A 15,731-nucleotide genomic window follows, 5' to 3' on the forward strand; every position below is an offset into this window, starting at 1 on the left:
ATCACTGAGGATTCTGTTACACTCACTCTACAAAATCATGTTAATTAAATGTTACATACTAGGAAGTGAGAACACAGATGAATAAAGCATTGTTATTAATCGCAGGTACGTTATTGACTACTGTTATTGCCGGTTGTTCTGGAAATACAAACCCAACAGGCAAAAGCTCAAGCATGAACACAGCTAACAACAGTCGCTTAACCAGTAATTTACTAAGCTACCCAGACACCCGAAAAGGCGATGTCACCACAGCATATTTTGGTACCAATGTTGCTGATCCATACCGCTGGTTAGAAGATGATCGCAGTGATGAAACGGCAAGTTGGGTTAAAGCTGAAAATAAAGTAACATTTAATTACCTTCAGCAAATCCCCTATCGTCAACAACTTAAAGAGCGTTTAGCCAAATTATGGAATTATGAAAAAGTTGGCGCTCCGTTTAAAGAAGGCAAATATACCTACTTCTATAAAAATGATGGTTTACAAAATCAATACGTAGTCTATCGCAAAAAAGATAATGGTAAAGCCGAAGTCTTTTTAGACCCTAACCGCTTTAGTGACGATGGCACCACCTCTTTGGGACAGCTAAGTTTTTCAAAAGATGGCTCTTTAGCTGCTTATGCTATTTCTGAAGGCGGCAGCGACTGGCGAAAAATTATAATTATTGATACTGAAACCAAAAAAGTAATTGAAAAGCCGCTAGTGGATGTAAAATTTTCTGACATTTCTTGGTATAGCAACCAAGGGTTTTATTATTCAAGCTACGATAAACCCAAAGGTAGTGAGCTTTCTGCCAAAACCGATCAACACAAACTCTATTATCATCAATTAGGTCAAGACCAAAAACACGACCAAGTTATCTTTGGCGCAACTGATGCACAAAAACGCCGTTATGTTGGTGGTACAGTCACCGAGGATGATCGGTTCTTAATTATTTCAGGGGCAAAGTCTACCTCGGGTAACGATTTATACCTTAAAGATTTATCACAGCCAAATAGCGACTTAATCACTATTATTGATAACTTCGATTCAGATACCTATTTAATTGAAAATGAAGGCGATAAACTATTCCTAGTAACCAACTTAAACGCTCCTAATAAAAAAATCATTACCGTTAACGCTAAACAACCTACGCCTGAGCATTGGCAAGATTTTATTAGTGAAACTGACCATGTATTAACTGCGTCTGTGGGTGGGGGATATTTTTTCACTGAATACATGGTTGATGCTATTTCAAAAGTGTTTCAGTACGACTATCAAGGTAAACAAGTTCGTGAAATAAACTTACCGGGTGTTGGCTCTGCCAGTTCACTTGCAGGTAAGAAAAAAGATGCAACTCTCTATTTTTCATTTACCAATTATAAAACACCCACCACTATTTACAGTTTCGATGTAAACACAGGTACAAGTAATACTTACCGTAAATCTGGCGCTAAATTTAATAGTGATGATTACTTGTCTAAACAAGTATTTTACACCTCAAAAGACGGCACCAAGGTTCCAATGATTATCACCTATAAAAAAGGTTTAGAGCTCAACGGCCAAAACCCTACTATTTTATATGGCTACGGTGGTTTCAATGTCAGTTTAACACCAAGGTTTAGTGTTTCGCGTGCAGTGTGGTTAGAGCAAGGCGGCATTTATGCAGTAGCTAACTTACGTGGCGGTGGTGAGTATGGTAAAAAATGGCATAAAGCGGGCACTCAGCAAAATAAACAAAATGTATTTGATGACTTTATAGCTGCAGGTGAATATTTAATGGCTGAAAAGTATACCTCTAGTGACTATTTAGCTATTCAAGGAGGGTCAAATGGTGGCTTACTCGTTGGTGCTGTTATGACTCAGCGTCCTGACTTAATGAAAGTTGCACTGCCTGCCGTTGGCGTATTAGACATGCTGCGCTACCATACTTTTACTGCCGGCGCAGGTTGGGCATACGACTATGGTACGGCTGAACAAAGCAAAGACATGTTCGATTACTTACACGCATACTCTCCGGTACATAATGTGAAGTCTGGAGTGAGTTATCCAGCTACATTAATTACCACCGGTGACCATGATGATCGCGTTGTACCTGCACACTCGTTTAAGTTTGCGGCTGAGTTACAAGATAAACAATCGGGCAAGGCACCCACGCTAATCCGTATTGAAACCAATGCAGGACATGGTGCCGGAACACCAGTTTCAAAAACCATTGAGCAATATGCTGACATTTACGCTTTTACCCTATTTAATATGGGCTATAAAACGTTAACTAATAAATAATGCATAGCCAAGCCTTTTCATGTCAGCAGCTGAGCCTCTAGCAAACGCAGTAGATATTGATCCCGATCAAGTACCTGAGTGTTTAACTCAGGTATTATTTTACCCAGTTAATTATATTCGTTGAACTTGGAGAAGATTATGGGTTGTTGTGGCGGTTGTGGTGGCGAAGGCCATGAAGAGAAAAAAGAACAAGAGCAAGCAGTTGAACAGTCAACTGAAAATAAAGCTGAAGAAACAAAAGCAACTGAAGCTTAAGTTTTAAATTACGCTTGGCATATCTTATCGTCATAGATAAGACAAAAAAGGCAGAATAGTCAACGCTATGCTGCCTTTTTGTTATTTACATATCCCACTTTCAGCTTTTACAAACCCTTTAAACAAAGCAAACTGGGCAAAATAATAACTTAGCATAATGACAAAACTGACATTCTCGATTGGCAGATAAAACTTATCAAAGCCAATTAAAGAATCTGAAACCACAAAACTTAATCCTCCGGCTACAAGCCAAACATTGGATTTTTCGCTGATCACAGTGGCTAAAGCCATCAATAACAATATGCTCATATAAGCAACAACGGGAATAAATAACGGCCCTAAACCGTTAGCAAATAGCCCAAGCATAATCCCACCATAACTCAAGTAAAGTAGAGAAATCACGACATATTTTGATTGCTTAAGATTGCTAACATAGGGCTTCAAACTTGCTAAATAAAACAGGTGGGCAATAAAAAACGCACCTAAACCAAAAATAAACCAATGTTGGCGATCGTAATCTAAAATAAAGTCACCACCAGCGGAAAACAGCAAGCCTAAAATAAAAAACTTTCCGTTAAGCGTTAAGCCCAGCGTTTTTATTGCCAAATAAATAAGCAAAAGCATCGGCAATAGTTTTACTACCCAACTCAACGGATAAGGTTTAAAAAAAGTAGAAAAAGCAAACAGGCAGGCCAATAGTATAAAACTGATACCATGGGTTTTATTAATTTTAACGTCCATTTTCAATGGTCTTTAATTGCACAATGATCATGTTTTTACCGGTAAAGGTTACAGCTAATGGCTTTGCTTGACTCTCTTTTTTGTTTATTGATAATTTAGCTAAATGCCCCACGGGAACTACATTGACATGTGCATTTAATACTTGCACCACCATTTCATCTGTTAAGCTATAAGCAAAGCAAAAGTCATTATTGTACAGCTCAACTTGCACCTGCTTTGAGCCGACATAGCTATTAACTTGTGGCTCAACTTTATCGATTTTAGTGATGACATTAAAATCTTTAATGGTATCCGAGGTTAACTTACCAACAGTTTTACAGCCACCATCAAAACTGGCAATATCTAAGCAGTTTTCAAGTACATCTATGCGCTGACTGTCATGGGCTAAACTAATTCCTTGCCCCTCAATTAAAACCAGATTGCGCTGATAACCACTAAAATCTGAAAATAAGCCATCATGACAAACAGTGGCAATACTCAAGCGCCAGTCAAAATTGTCTAGACTACCACCTTCATTAATTGCCAATTCAATCGTTTCTCCCTGACCATTTTTCCATGGAATGGTTTTAAATTCTTTTGGTGCTAATATCTCTATCATCACGATTACTTCATTATTATTATTTTGCGTTAACCCCGATAATGACAATATTTTTACAGTTATTCAATGAGATAATAAAAAACAGCCATGATCATGATGTTTTTCGCTGAGGTTTATTTTACTTGCTAATGTACTTAATGGCGCTTAGAATCAGCCTGCGTTTTATTAGTACCACTAACAAAACGCAAACTTGTCGGAGTGCCAAAGGCTGAGATCGCGCAAGCGGGATCCGTAATACCTGAACAGATTAGTATCTGCGTAGGGAACAAGAGAAATTGTGCCATTCACGCACTGTTTTCTTCATTACTCACCTTTATTGTTGTCATTCCGCTTCTTTTTTAGTGATTTAAAATAGGTAGCGACCATGAGCGAACAACCCAAAAAAAATTTAAGCCGACGTGACAAACGCGCAGCAGCCGAAGCATTCTTAGCTAATGTTTCAGACCAATCTTTTCCAAATTCCCAAAAAATCTATGTCGAAGGAAAATTGCACAATATCAAAGTTGGTATGCGAGAAATCACCTTATCAGACTCCTTGATTTCGCAAGGGAGTGGCGGCGATAAAGAAAACCCAGTTTATGAAAAAAATGAGCCGCTTTGTGTGTATGACACCTCAGGTTTTTATACTGATGATGCAGTTAAAATAGATGTACACCAAGGTATCCCTCGCTTAAGAGAATCATGGATTGATGCACGTGATGATGTTGAGTTTTTACAATCGAATAGCTCTTTATACGCTCAACAACGTCTTGCTGACGAAGGCATTGACCATATTCGCTTTGAACACTTACCTAAAATGCGCGTTGCCAAACAAGGAAAAAATGTTACCCAAATGCATTATGCACGCCAAGGGATTATCACCCCAGAAATGGAATATATCGCCATTCGTGAAAACCTTAAACGTGAACAAGTCAAAGATGAAATTTTAACACAGCAACACCAAGGTCAATCTTTTGGTGCCAGTATTCCTGAGCAAATCACCCCCGAATTTGTTCGTGACGAAGTGGCGCGTGGCCGTGCGATTATTCCTGTAAACATTAATCATCCAGAATGTGAGCCGATGATTATTGGCCGAAACTTTTTAATTAAAGTAAACGCTAATATTGGTAATTCTGCGGTAACTTCATCTATTGAGGAAGAAGTAGAAAAACTAGTGTGGTCAACCAAATGGGGTGCTGACACCGTAATGGACTTATCCACAGGGCGTAATATCCATGAAACCCGTGAATGGATTTTACGTAATTCACCAGTGCCAATTGGTACCGTTCCTATCTATCAAGCCTTAGAAAAAGTGAATGGCATTGCAGAAGATTTAACATGGGAAATCTTTAGAGATACCTTAATAGAACAAGCTGAACAAGGGGTAGATTACTTCACTATTCATGCCGGCGTATTATTACGTTATGTACCAATGACCGCAAAACGTGTAACTGGCATCGTCTCTCGTGGTGGTTCCATTATGGCAAAATGGTGTTTAGCCCACCATAAGGAAAACTTTCTCTATACCCACTTTGAAGATATTTGTGAAATTTTAAAGCAGTATGATGTGTCCTTCTCACTCGGCGATGGCTTACGCCCTGGCTCAGTAGCTGATGCCAACGATGAAGCCCAATTTGCTGAGTTACGTACTTTAGGTGAACTAACAAAAATTGCTTGGCAACATGATGTGCAAACCATTATCGAAGGTCCAGGCCACGTGCCGCTGCACATGATTAAAGCCAATATGGAAGAGCAACTTGAACATTGCGGTGAAGCACCATTTTATACTCTTGGACCATTAACGACCGATATTGCTCCAGGTTATGATCATATTACCTCGGGTATTGGCGCCGCTAATATTGGTTGGTACGGCTGTGCTATGTTGTGCTATGTAACCCCCAAAGAGCACTTAGGCTTACCTAACAAGGAAGATGTTAAAGAAGGATTAATTACCTATAAAATTGCAGCTCATGCCGGCGATTTAGCCAAAGGTCATCCGGGCGCACAAATTCGTGATAACGCCATGAGCAAAGCACGCTTTGAATTTCGTTGGTACGATCAATTCAATATCGGCTTAGATCCTGAGCGAGCTCGTGCTTATCATGATGAAACCTTACCGCAAGAATCCGGTAAAGTGGCGCATTTTTGCTCAATGTGTGGTCCTAAATTTTGTTCAATGAAAATTTCTCAAGAAGTGCGCGATTATGCTGCTGACCTTGAATCGGGTAACAACATCGCCATTCAATTGCTCGATGAAACAATTGTGCTAGATTCTACGCCTGATCAAGCAGCTCAAGGCATGGCAGAGAAGTCGGCTGAATTTAAAGCCAAAGGTAGTGAAATTTATCAATGAGTAAATAATTGATTTAATCAATACACTGTTTGTTTGAAAGGATAAAGCAATGAAAATTGCCATTATTGGTGCTGGTTTAATGGGCAGGCTACTGGCTTTGTCATTACACCGAAACGCTGACTATAACGTGACTTTATTTGATAAAGACACTCGTTTGGCTCATAGCAGTGCCGCTTATGCCGCCGCAGGTTTATTAACACCTTTGGGTGAATCACTGCATTGTGAAGCAAGTATCGTGGCGATGGGCTTTGAGTCACTCTCATTATGGCCAAGTTTACTAGCCTCGTTAGATGAGCATACTTTTTTTCAGCAAACTGGTGCCATTATGGTGAGTCACGAACAAGACAAGGGTGATTACCTGCGTTTTGTTCGACACTTAAAAAGTCACTACCCACAACATGCATTGCACACGGTCAATCGGGCACAGCTCAATGCACTAGAGCCAGAATTAGGACGCAGTTTTAACCAAGGTTTGTATTTACCTGAAGAAGGCCAAATTGGAAATCGACGCTTACTAGTAGCCTTGCGTAAACAGCTTGAACAAGAAGGAGTTGACTGGTTAAGTGAATGCGAGGTCAGCGCAATAAGCCAAACGAGCCTAGACGCACAAGTAAGTTACCGAGAACACCATAAAAAAGCGACACAATCATTCGATTTAGTGATCGATTGTCGCGGCACTGGAGCGACGCTAAAAAAAGCCAATAGTGATTGCGCACCACTGAGCGATTTACGTGCAGTTCGCGGTGAACTGTTTCAGCTATTCGCGCCCGATGTCAATCTATCCAGACCAATACGGCTAATGCACCCCAGATATCAGCTGTATATCGCCCCCAAAGGCAAAGGCTTTTACGTCGTGGGCGCAACTGAAATTGAAAGTGACGATGATTCTTCAATGACAGTTCGTTCAGCAATGGAATTACTTAGTGCCGCCTATAGCGTACACCCGGGGTTTGCCGAAGCTAATATTCGCCAGCACATTAGCCAATGCCGCCCCGCTTTTAGTGATAATCAGCCAAAAATAATCAGGGATAACTCACTTATTCAGGTGAATGGTTTATTTCGTCACGGCTTTTTAATAGCACCCGTGGTGCTAGCACAAATAACGCAGTTAGTAAGCAACATCCAACACCATGCTACTAATCATAACGTTGATGATAAGCAACTCCTGCCTTACCACAACTGGTTACCCATACAATATAAAACCCTCGAGGTATCTGCATGAATATTCACATCAATGGCAAAGCTTATGCGCTCGCTAATGGACACCCTATTAGTGTAACCGCAGCCCTAGCCATGCATTTTATTGAGCCACAATTAAGCAGCTTCGCGGTTGCTTTAAATGGTGATTTTGTTGGCAAAGCTGATTATGACAATACGCTACTTAGCAGTGGTGATAGTTTAGATGTTTTTCAACCGATTCAAGGAGGGTAAAGCCGATGTCTTTATCCATTTACGGACAACAACTTCAGAGTCGATTACTTATTGGTAGCGCTTTATACCCGTCACCACAAGTAATGAAACAGGCAATACTTGCTAGTGGCTCACAAGTTGTAACCTTGTCGTTAAAAAGACAAAATCCTGCTCAGCAATCAGGTCAAAAAATTTGGCAATATATACAAGAAGTAGTACAGCAAGTAGACGGGCATTTATTACCTAATACCGCCGGCTGTAAAACGGCCGCTGAGGCGATAACTTTAGCAAAAATGAGCAGAGAAATATTTAATACTCAATGGTTAAAGCTTGAGGTAATTGGCGATGACTATAACTTACAACCCGATCCCATTGAGCTATTAAAAGCGGCCGAATTATTAATTAACGACGGCTTCAAAGTTCTGCCATATTGCACCGATGACCTAGTGCTATGTCAGCGTTTATATGATTTAGGCTGTGAAGTGATCATGCCTTGGGCATCGCCTATTGGCACCGGTAAGGGGTTGATGAACCCTTATAATTTAGAAACTATACGTCTGCGATTACCTGAAGCAACACTTATTTTAGATGCCGGTATAGGTAAACCTTCCGATGCATGTTTGGCCATGGAAATGGGTTATGACGGCGTATTACTCAATTCAGCCATTGCTTTAGCAGACAACCCTACAGCAATGGCGCAAGCATTTAGTCTTGCGTTGCAGGCGGGTGAACAAGGTTATGTTGCTGGGGTGATGGCTGAGCGACAAACTGCACATCCATCAACACCGACACTAGAAACCCCTTTTTGGCATAATTCATAGCAAACCGGGGCAATGAATTACCCCCTACATGCAATCAAAGGTAGGTTGGATTTTAATCCGACAATGGTAAAGCTGAGGCAACGAATTACCCCCTACATGCAATCAAAGGTAGGTTGGATTTCAATCCGACAATGGTAAAGCTGGGGCAATGAATTACCCCCTCCATGCAATCAAAGGTAGGTTGGATTTCAATCCGACAATGCTAAAGCTGGGGCAACGAATTACCCCCTACATGCAATCAATAATAAAATGAAGGCACAATGATCAACAAAAAACCTATTATTTGGACAATTTCAGGCAGTGACTGCTCTGGTGGTGCCGGTATCGCCGCTGATATAAAAACAGGACACGGCCTAGGCGTTGAAGTTTGTAGCTTAATCACCGCTAATACCGTACAAAACTCTCAACAATTAATCTCTGTCAATGCAGTATCTACTGAGCTATTACAGCAACAAGTTGATATATTGTGTTTTGATAAACCGCCATCTGTGGTAAAAATTGGTCTATTAGCTAATGCAGAACAAGTGCAATGGTTAGCCGGTGTGATTAACGCCTTAAAGCAAGAAAATAAGCAAATGATTACGGTGTACGATCCCGTAGGTCAAGCCAGTGTGGGTGGATGTTTTCATTCACTCGCGCTTGATGAATTAGCTCCTTTATTAGCACAAATAGACATAATCACTCCAAACCTTCCTGAAGCTACAACCTTAGCCAACACCTGCGGCTCTTCAGCTACATTAGCAAAAAAAATTCACCAAGATTTTGCTATCACCGCAGTGATTATCAAAGGTGGACATGGGGGTGAAGATAACCAGAAGAGTTTAGCAAAGCAGTACTGCGTAGATTATTGCCTACATCAGTTAAATCAATTGCCAGGAAAACAGGATAACCAAGATAAGAATCATCAAAGCATTAGCTATCAACTCAGTGCGCCACGACTAGCTAGTCATTATAACCATGGCGGAGGCTGTAGTTTTGCTACGGCTTTAGCGGCTTTTCTTTCTCAAGGCTATTTATTGCGTGACGCATTCACTTTAAGTAAAGCCTTTATTAATCAAGGGTTGGCCGCAACAACAGAGCTTAGCACACAACAAAATCATGGTTATTATGGTGCATTTGAACAGCTTAGTTGGCCGACACAAGCCAAAGACTTTCCAACCATTAGCGATGAATTAAACCAACATTACCAACAACTACCAGCCTTTAAATCATTAAATTTACCCGATGAGCTTCTGGGTGTGTACCCTGTAATTAACTCGTTATACTGGTTAAAGCGTTTGCTCCCCTTGGGCTTGAAAATCATTCAGCTGCGGGTAAAAAACCTCCCGCCAGAGACATTAGAACAAGTCATTAGTGAGGCTGTTGAGTTAGCAAAAAATTATGATACTCGCTTATTCATTAATGATTATTGGCAGCTTGCGATAAAATATGGTGCTTATGGCGTACACATTGGTCAAGAAGATTTGGCAAACGCCGATTTAGCACAAATTCAGCAAGCTGGTTTACGCTTAGGCATTAGTACCCATGGTTGCTACGAGTTTTTGCTTGCCCAGCAATTACAGCCTTCTTATTTGGCGATTGGCGCAATATTTCCAACCAAAACCAAGGATATGACCGGACAAATACAAGGGTTAGTCAATTTAAAGCACGTGTTAACGCTAAGACCACCAACAAGAGAACAGCAAATTCCTGTGGTAGCAATTGGCGGTATTTCTCTTGAACGCGCTTCTGCTGTGTTAGCGACAGGGGTAGACAGTATTGCCGTGGTAACAGCAATCACAGAGGCTAGTGAACCAGAGCAAGCGGTTGCTGACTTAAAAAAGTTAACCGCAGCCCTAAATGAATGAGATTAACGATAGTGGAGATGGTTTTCTAATGCGGCCCCTTGACCGCCATAAGCATCAAGATTTCGACAAACCTCGTTAATAGAAGGCCAGCGTAATAAACACCATTCTGGTGCTAGCAACACTTCTTTGTGAGCAGTGGCTGACACTCGATGAAAAATAATATCTTTAGGGGTGAGCCTGATCAACTCACCAGCAATTGTGGCATATTCTGTCATCCCTAAGACTTCAATACGCTGAGCCTGCCATGCTTTTGCCATTATACTGCCTTTAACAATATGCAAAGGATGCAGTTTTAACCCTGACAGTGGCAATTTTAATACCTGCTCTAAAGAATACATAGACTCAGCAAGTTGCTCGCCGGGCAAACCAATAATTAGATGGCTACATACTTTAATGCCATGTGCTGCAGCGCGGTTAACAGCATCTTCATAGGCTGAAAATTGATGTCCACGATTAATACGTTTCAGGGTTTTATCACTGGCTGATTGTAAACCAAGCTCAAGCCAAACCTCATAACCAAGATCGACATACTCCTTCAACAGTTTTAACACCTCATCAGGTACACAATCAGGTCGAGTGCCGACACATAAGCCAATAATATTTGCCTGTGTTAGCGCTTGTTGATATTTTTGCCTTAGCACTTCAACTTCTTCATAAGTGCTAGTATAGGCTTGAAAATAAGCAAGATATTGTGATGATTTTTTGCCATGTTCGGCTTTACCCGTGTTGAGCTGCTGTGCAATGGATGCTTGATTATCTGTTGGGTTAAATGACTCAACATTACAAAAAGTACAACCGCCTCTCCCGAGAGTGCCATCACGGTTAGGACAGGTAAAATTGCCATTAATGGTTAGTTTTTTAACCCGCTGTTGATATTTTTCTTTAAGGTAAACACCAAAGGTATTGACGTAGTGATCTAATTGCATTGAAGTTAACTGTCAGCCAAGAACAAAAATGATGCGCTATTTTACGCTATTAAAGCCTTGGCTTCGTGCTTATATCTTTACGCTACATCAACAAACGGTGCTTTTTTCCGTTTGGTAAAACAGAAATATTGATTGCACCGCATTGAAGTTTATCAACCGTTATTGGCCAATAACAATGCCTGACTGCCATTCAAGCCAATCCGTATCTGGGTTTTGGTGCAATATGAAATTTTTCAGCGCCTTTACAGGCTCAGCTGTTTTTTTCATCGCAGGGGTAGCAAAAGCAATACCACCGGCAATTAAGGTTTCAATCGATTCAGAGTCAATATTCACACCTGAAAATACACCTGCTTCGATATTAAAACCGCTAGTATTCCAAAACTTACTACCTTGATTTACTAACGGCGCATAACGTTTAGCTATATTAATAAACACATCAACAGTATCGGCAGTTGGCGATAAATCAATGCCAATAACTTCACCCACTTTGACTTGACGATACAATATAGGGTTACCAACACGCACCGAGCCTAAGCGTTTTGCCGTTAGCTTAATATTAAGGCCATAAGGTAAAAATTTAACTGTGGGTGGTAAGGCTAGCGCGGTAAACTGAGCTTGTTGATTCTGTTCTGATAGTGCTTCAGTGCTTTGACTGGCCGCTGGCAACATTGCAATATAAGCGCCACTGAGTAATGAGGAAATGTCTTTAGTACCCACTAACCCGATTTCAGGATGCTCTAACCAGAACTTGCTGCCTTTTTTTGCCAGTTTCGCGCCAATATCATTTAGCAACACTAAAGCAGTAACGCCAACATCATCTTTAAAAATTAACCGTGTAACCGCACCAACTTTTTGCTGTTGGTAAACCACTTTGGTGTTAACTTTCAAACCAGAAAAATCATCAAAATGAATACTAATTGCCAAACCTGCGTTTTCTGCTTGGGTCATGTTTTCATACAATTCAAAACTGTCTAACTCTTGTACTTTAGTGGCAGACAACTTACTATCATTAGGATTATAAAAGCTAATACCGCCACGTAAAATAGCATCTATTGACTCAGTTTTAACCACGAAGTCGCCTAAACTCCCCCTCATCATTATGCCGCTGGCATTATAAAAGCGCGTGTCAGGTCTAATTAACGACTTATGTTCATCATCTATGGTGATATTTACCCGTACTTGATCCGCTTTTTTGTCTAACGCAACATTATCAACCTGCCCAACCACAACACCACGGTAACTGACGCTACTGCCTGCGGTTGCAACACTAGCACTGGTAGTGACTAGCGATAATTGCAATCCTGAGGCACTGGCATACTTAGCCGGGGGTGAAGTTAACAGTATAAAGTCTGTTTTTGGCGAGGTATGTTCTTTATCAAGATTAAAAGTAATATAAGCGCCACCCAGTAAAGCGTCGGTATCACTAGCTCCTGATAAACTCAAATTCGGTTTGGCTAACCAAAATTGCGTGCCTTCACGCAAAATACTCTCATATTCTGGCAAAAGCCCTACATATAACTTGCTCTTATCGCCTTGAACTTCGATATGATGGATCGCACCAATTTCTTCACCTCGGTGTAAAATTCGGGTGTTATTATTTATTTGTTCCTTCGCTGAAATGGACAAGCTAAAGCTAGTGCGTTGCATCGCCAACTTTTGATTGGCAAATAAGGTAAATTTATCACCATTAACCACAGGTTCAGCGGCCGTTTCGTTTTCAACATTAACGAATGATATACCGCCAGTTAAAATGCTTTGTAACGACTGTGCTTCAATGTTTACTCCCTGAAGGTTCGCCTGTATTTTTAGCCCTGAATTGTTATAAAAGTGACTGGTTGGCGAGACATAATGCTGGTATTCCTCTTCAATATGAATATGAATTAAATGTTGCTCTGCCCCAACAGTTTCAACGGCTTGAACACTGCCCACGGTTTGTTGCTTAAAATAAATGTGACTGCCCACTTGCAAAGAATGTCGGTCATTACTCTCAATCACCAAATGTAAACCGGGCTCAGAATATCGATAAGGTGGCTTGGCATTATAAACAGAAAACTGACTGGTGGGTTTGCCTTGTAACGACGGGCGAATACTAATGTATGTACCGGTTAATAACGTTTTAGCATTGGCAATACCCGTTAGATCAATATGAGGAGATACAATATAAAATTGCGACTGATCAGTTAAATAAGGCACCACCCTAGGGTTTACTTTTGCCTTAGCGGTAATTTTGCGTGTTTTGGGGTCAATTTTACTAAAAGACTCAATGGCACCTATGGTTAGCCCTTGATATAAAATTGCCGCATTGTGGTCTATACCTGAATGCCAATCTAAGGTTAGCTCAATTTCATGGCCAGTTTCAGCTGCTTGAAAGTCACTATGCAATGGAAATGTTTGACCATTTTTAGCTGGCGCTAATTTTTCTTGATAACTGAGCGTATCAACAGCAATACCACCACTAATCATAGAAGCCAACGAATCAGTATTAACCTTAATACCACCCGATATAGATGCACTTACTTGCACCCCGCTAGTATTCCAAAACAATGAGTTCTCTTTTATTAAATGGGCGTGTTCTTGTTCAATAAACACGTTTATATCAATGCCCTCTCTGTCTTCAATGTAACGATAGCTGGTCACATAACCAATGGGGATCTGCTTGAAAGTAATGGGTGAATTTTCACTAATAGAGCCTAACACATTGGTTTGCAAGGTAAGATAGAGCCCCGGTGTGGTCATATCAAGTTGTGGCGGTTCATTTAAGGCAATAAAGTGGTCTTGGCGTTCGGCTTCTTTCGCTGTGTCTGGAATAATATTGATATAACTGCCAGACAATAATGTGTCTAACCCTGACACACCTTGAAGTGATATATCAGCACTGACTAGCCAAAACTGAGTTTTACTGGTCAAGTATTGAGCAAACGATTTGGTCATTTCAACTTCAGCAATTACTGATGTTAAATCTTCTGATGGCTCGACTTTATTGACCATACCAGTGATCAAGCCTTTATAGCGGATCTCTGTTTTTTTCGGGATAATACCTGCGCCATTGTCAAATTCAATGGTAATAAAAACACCCTGCTCAGATAAGGCTTTTATACCTAACCAACCACCAAAAATAAGCGCGATAAAAGGGACAAACCAAACAATAGAAATACCTTGGCGTGGCACAACTTCAGGAGATACTTGTCGCCTGTCATATTTAATTACTGGTTTCTCAGTTGTCATTTTCTTCCTTAGCATTTTCGCTACTTTGCTTTTTATCCCAAAGAAGCCTTGGATCAAAACTATTGGCTGCTATCATGGTAAAAATTACCGTTATGGTAAAATAATTAATGGCTGGCCCTGCCTCAACTGAGGTTACAAAGCCTAGCTCAACCACGGCAACCAACAATGCCACCACAAACACATCAAGCATTGACCAAGGCCCTAAAAACTCTAGTACATGGTAAAATTTACTGTGCTTGTCTGGTTGTAAACGTACCCCAGTATAGGCTCGATATACCAATACAAATAAACCAATAATTTTAATAAGTGGCACAATAATACTGGCGGTAAAAATAATCACAGCAATGGGGTATAAGCCCTGATCAACAAACTGCCCTATGCCTGAAAGTATGGTTGACGGTTCGCCAATACCCAACGAATAAATAATCATAATAGGGTAAAGGTTCGCAGGAATAAAAGCCAATAATGCGGCGATATTCCATGCTAAAGTATACTGTAAACTATAAGGTGTACGCTGATAATACACACCATGGCAACGCACACATTTGATTTTTTCTTTTTTGGCAGGGCTCTGTAACAACGCATTAAGCTTGTGACATTGAGGACATAGAGCAAGGTTTTTTTCTTTGGCAGTACTAATCAACAAATTCATCCTCTAGTACTTGCCAAATATAGCCGTGATCTAAAGCAACCGATGCCATGGTTGAGCTAATCAACCAAAGAATAAAGGCAAACAAGCCCATGTTTATTGTAAGCTCAGTATCATCAAGTAGTTTATACATAGACACAACAATACCCAACATAAACACATTAAGCATAGCCCAGTTGTCTAAGTGATGAAAAGCACGGAAGAAATTTAATAATGAGGGCTTGAACTTTTTAAACTTAAAACAGTAAGTAATATAAAAAGCACCAAATAAACGCACGACAGGCACCGCAATCGCAAAGAGAAACACTAAAATAGCGATCATATAAAATTCACGCTCAATCAGCACTAAAATACAATCAAGCAAGGAGGCATTATGGTACTGTTCTGCTAATGTCACCCCCATTATCGGCAGTAAAATAGCAGGGAATAACAGCAATACCCCTGCCAACGACCAATTAAAGCTGCGCTCAATTGAATCAACCTTACGCTCAGCCATGGTACTACCGCAACGCACACACTTAGCGCTTTGCCCTTGTTTTAATTCGGGCATATCATAGAGCGCGTCGCATTGCTGGCAAGCTATCAGCCGTTTAGTATCTATACTGGTTCCCCACTGAAAAATAATAATATCTACTTCTTCATATTTTAGAAGAAAAAACCAAG

Annotated in this window: 12 protein-coding genes and 1 riboswitch; of the genes, 6 read left to right on the plus strand and 6 right to left on the minus strand. The window is 40.5% G+C overall.

The annotated features are described in order from the left end of the window. Positions 1-77: 77 nt before the first annotated feature. Positions 78-2,264 carry a prolyl oligopeptidase family serine peptidase gene (locus ABXG98_RS17880; RefSeq protein WP_502901571.1) on the plus strand — a complete coding sequence of 729 codons (2,187 nt, stop codon included), beginning with the start codon at positions 78-80 and terminating at the stop codon, positions 2,262-2,264. 336 nt (positions 2,265-2,600) lie between these two features. On the opposite strand, the gene ABXG98_RS17885 is transcribed toward ABXG98_RS17880, so the two are convergent. Beyond that, on the minus strand, positions 2,601-3,260 hold the full coding sequence (locus ABXG98_RS17885; protein ID WP_353540069.1) for a lysoplasmalogenase: 660 nt from the start codon (positions 3,258-3,260) through the stop codon (positions 2,601-2,603). Then, positions 3,250-3,858 carry a HutD/Ves family protein gene (locus ABXG98_RS17890; RefSeq protein ID WP_353540070.1) on the minus strand — a complete coding sequence of 203 codons (609 nt, stop codon included), beginning with the start codon at positions 3,856-3,858 and terminating at the stop codon, positions 3,250-3,252. The genes ABXG98_RS17885 and ABXG98_RS17890 overlap by 11 nt, the downstream gene beginning before the upstream one ends. 184 nt (positions 3,859-4,042) lie before the next feature. Further along, positions 4,043-4,140, plus strand: a riboswitch (TPP riboswitch). Positions 4,141-4,222: 82 nt separating this feature from the next. Between ABXG98_RS17890 and thiC the strand changes: the two genes are divergently transcribed. The 5 genes from thiC to thiE all read left to right on the plus strand — a co-directional run bounded on the left by thiC (position 4,223) and on the right by thiE (position 10,268). Beyond that, positions 4,223-6,190: a phosphomethylpyrimidine synthase ThiC gene (thiC, locus tag ABXG98_RS17895; protein WP_353540071.1), complete on the plus strand. Its 1,968-nt coding sequence runs from the start codon at positions 4,223-4,225 to the stop codon at positions 6,188-6,190. Positions 6,191-6,239: 49 nt separating this feature from the next. Continuing rightward, positions 6,240-7,412, plus strand: coding sequence for a glycine oxidase ThiO (gene thiO, locus ABXG98_RS17900; RefSeq protein ID WP_353540072.1), 1,173 nt, complete (start codon positions 6,240-6,242; stop codon positions 7,410-7,412). Beyond that, entirely contained in the window at positions 7,409-7,621 is a 213-nt protein-coding gene (gene thiS, locus ABXG98_RS17905; RefSeq protein WP_353540073.1) for a sulfur carrier protein ThiS, read from the plus strand. Before thiO ends, thiS begins: the two co-directional genes overlap by 4 nt. A gap of 5 nt (positions 7,622-7,626) precedes the next feature. After that, positions 7,627-8,421 (plus strand): thiazole synthase, encoded by a 795-nt coding sequence (locus ABXG98_RS17910; protein ID WP_353540074.1) that lies wholly within the window; start codon positions 7,627-7,629, stop codon positions 8,419-8,421. Between the two features lie 260 nt (positions 8,422-8,681). Next, positions 8,682-10,268: a thiamine phosphate synthase gene (gene thiE, locus ABXG98_RS17915; RefSeq protein ID WP_353540075.1), complete on the plus strand. Its 1,587-nt coding sequence runs from the start codon at positions 8,682-8,684 to the stop codon at positions 10,266-10,268. 2 nt (positions 10,269-10,270) lie between these two features. Here thiE and mnmL read toward each other — a convergent pair whose 3' ends face one another. The 4 genes from mnmL to ABXG98_RS17935 all read right to left on the minus strand — a co-directional run bounded on the left by mnmL (position 10,271) and on the right by ABXG98_RS17935 (position 15,618). Continuing rightward, positions 10,271-11,194, minus strand: a complete 924-nt coding sequence (gene mnmL, locus ABXG98_RS17920; protein WP_353540076.1) for a tRNA modification radical SAM protein MnmL/YtqA — start codon at positions 11,192-11,194, stop codon at positions 10,271-10,273. A 159-nt stretch (positions 11,195-11,353) separates the two neighbouring features. After that, a complete protein-coding gene (locus tag ABXG98_RS17925) occupies positions 11,354-14,419 on the minus strand; it encodes a PqiB family protein (RefSeq protein WP_353540077.1) in 3,066 nt (1,021 codons plus the stop codon). Further along, positions 14,409-15,065, minus strand: coding sequence for a paraquat-inducible protein A (locus ABXG98_RS17930; protein ID WP_353540078.1), 657 nt, complete (start codon positions 15,063-15,065; stop codon positions 14,409-14,411). The genes ABXG98_RS17925 and ABXG98_RS17930 overlap by 11 nt, the downstream gene beginning before the upstream one ends. Then, entirely contained in the window at positions 15,055-15,618 is a 564-nt protein-coding gene (locus tag ABXG98_RS17935) for a paraquat-inducible protein A (protein WP_353540079.1), read from the minus strand. Before ABXG98_RS17935 ends, ABXG98_RS17930 begins: the two co-directional genes overlap by 11 nt. Between the last annotated feature and the right edge of the window lie 113 nt (positions 15,619-15,731).

Origin of the sequence: Colwellia sp. KU-HH00111, from assembly GCF_040362745.1 — a bacterium.
Lineage (GTDB): Bacteria > Pseudomonadota > Gammaproteobacteria > Enterobacterales > Alteromonadaceae > Colwellia.

What these genes read in the sequence shown, in the direction of transcription:
- ABXG98_RS17890 (WP_353540070.1), bottom strand. Translation starts at nt 3,858, where the DNA reads ATGATAGAGATATTAGCACCAAAAGAATTTAAAACCATTCCATGGAAA.
- ABXG98_RS17885 (WP_353540069.1), bottom strand. Translation starts at nt 3,260, where the DNA reads ATGGACGTTAAAATTAATAAAACCCATGGTATCAGTTTTATACTATTG.
- ABXG98_RS17910 (WP_353540074.1), top strand. Translation starts at nt 7,627, where the DNA reads ATGTCTTTATCCATTTACGGACAACAACTTCAGAGTCGATTACTTATT.
- ABXG98_RS17935 (WP_353540079.1), bottom strand. Translation starts at nt 15,618, where the DNA reads ATGCCCGAATTAAAACAAGGGCAAAGCGCTAAGTGTGTGCGTTGCGGT.
- ABXG98_RS17880 (WP_502901571.1), top strand. Translation starts at nt 78, where the DNA reads ATGAATAAAGCATTGTTATTAATCGCAGGTACGTTATTGACTACTGTT.
- mnmL (WP_353540076.1), bottom strand. Translation starts at nt 11,194, where the DNA reads ATGCAATTAGATCACTACGTCAATACCTTTGGTGTTTACCTTAAAGAA.
- thiC (WP_353540071.1), top strand. Translation starts at nt 4,223, where the DNA reads ATGAGCGAACAACCCAAAAAAAATTTAAGCCGACGTGACAAACGCGCA.
- thiE (WP_353540075.1), top strand. Translation starts at nt 8,682, where the DNA reads ATGATCAACAAAAAACCTATTATTTGGACAATTTCAGGCAGTGACTGC.
- thiO (WP_353540072.1), top strand. Translation starts at nt 6,240, where the DNA reads ATGAAAATTGCCATTATTGGTGCTGGTTTAATGGGCAGGCTACTGGCT.
- thiS (WP_353540073.1), top strand. Translation starts at nt 7,409, where the DNA reads ATGAATATTCACATCAATGGCAAAGCTTATGCGCTCGCTAATGGACAC.
- ABXG98_RS17925 (WP_353540077.1), bottom strand. Translation starts at nt 14,419, where the DNA reads ATGACAACTGAGAAACCAGTAATTAAATATGACAGGCGACAAGTATCT.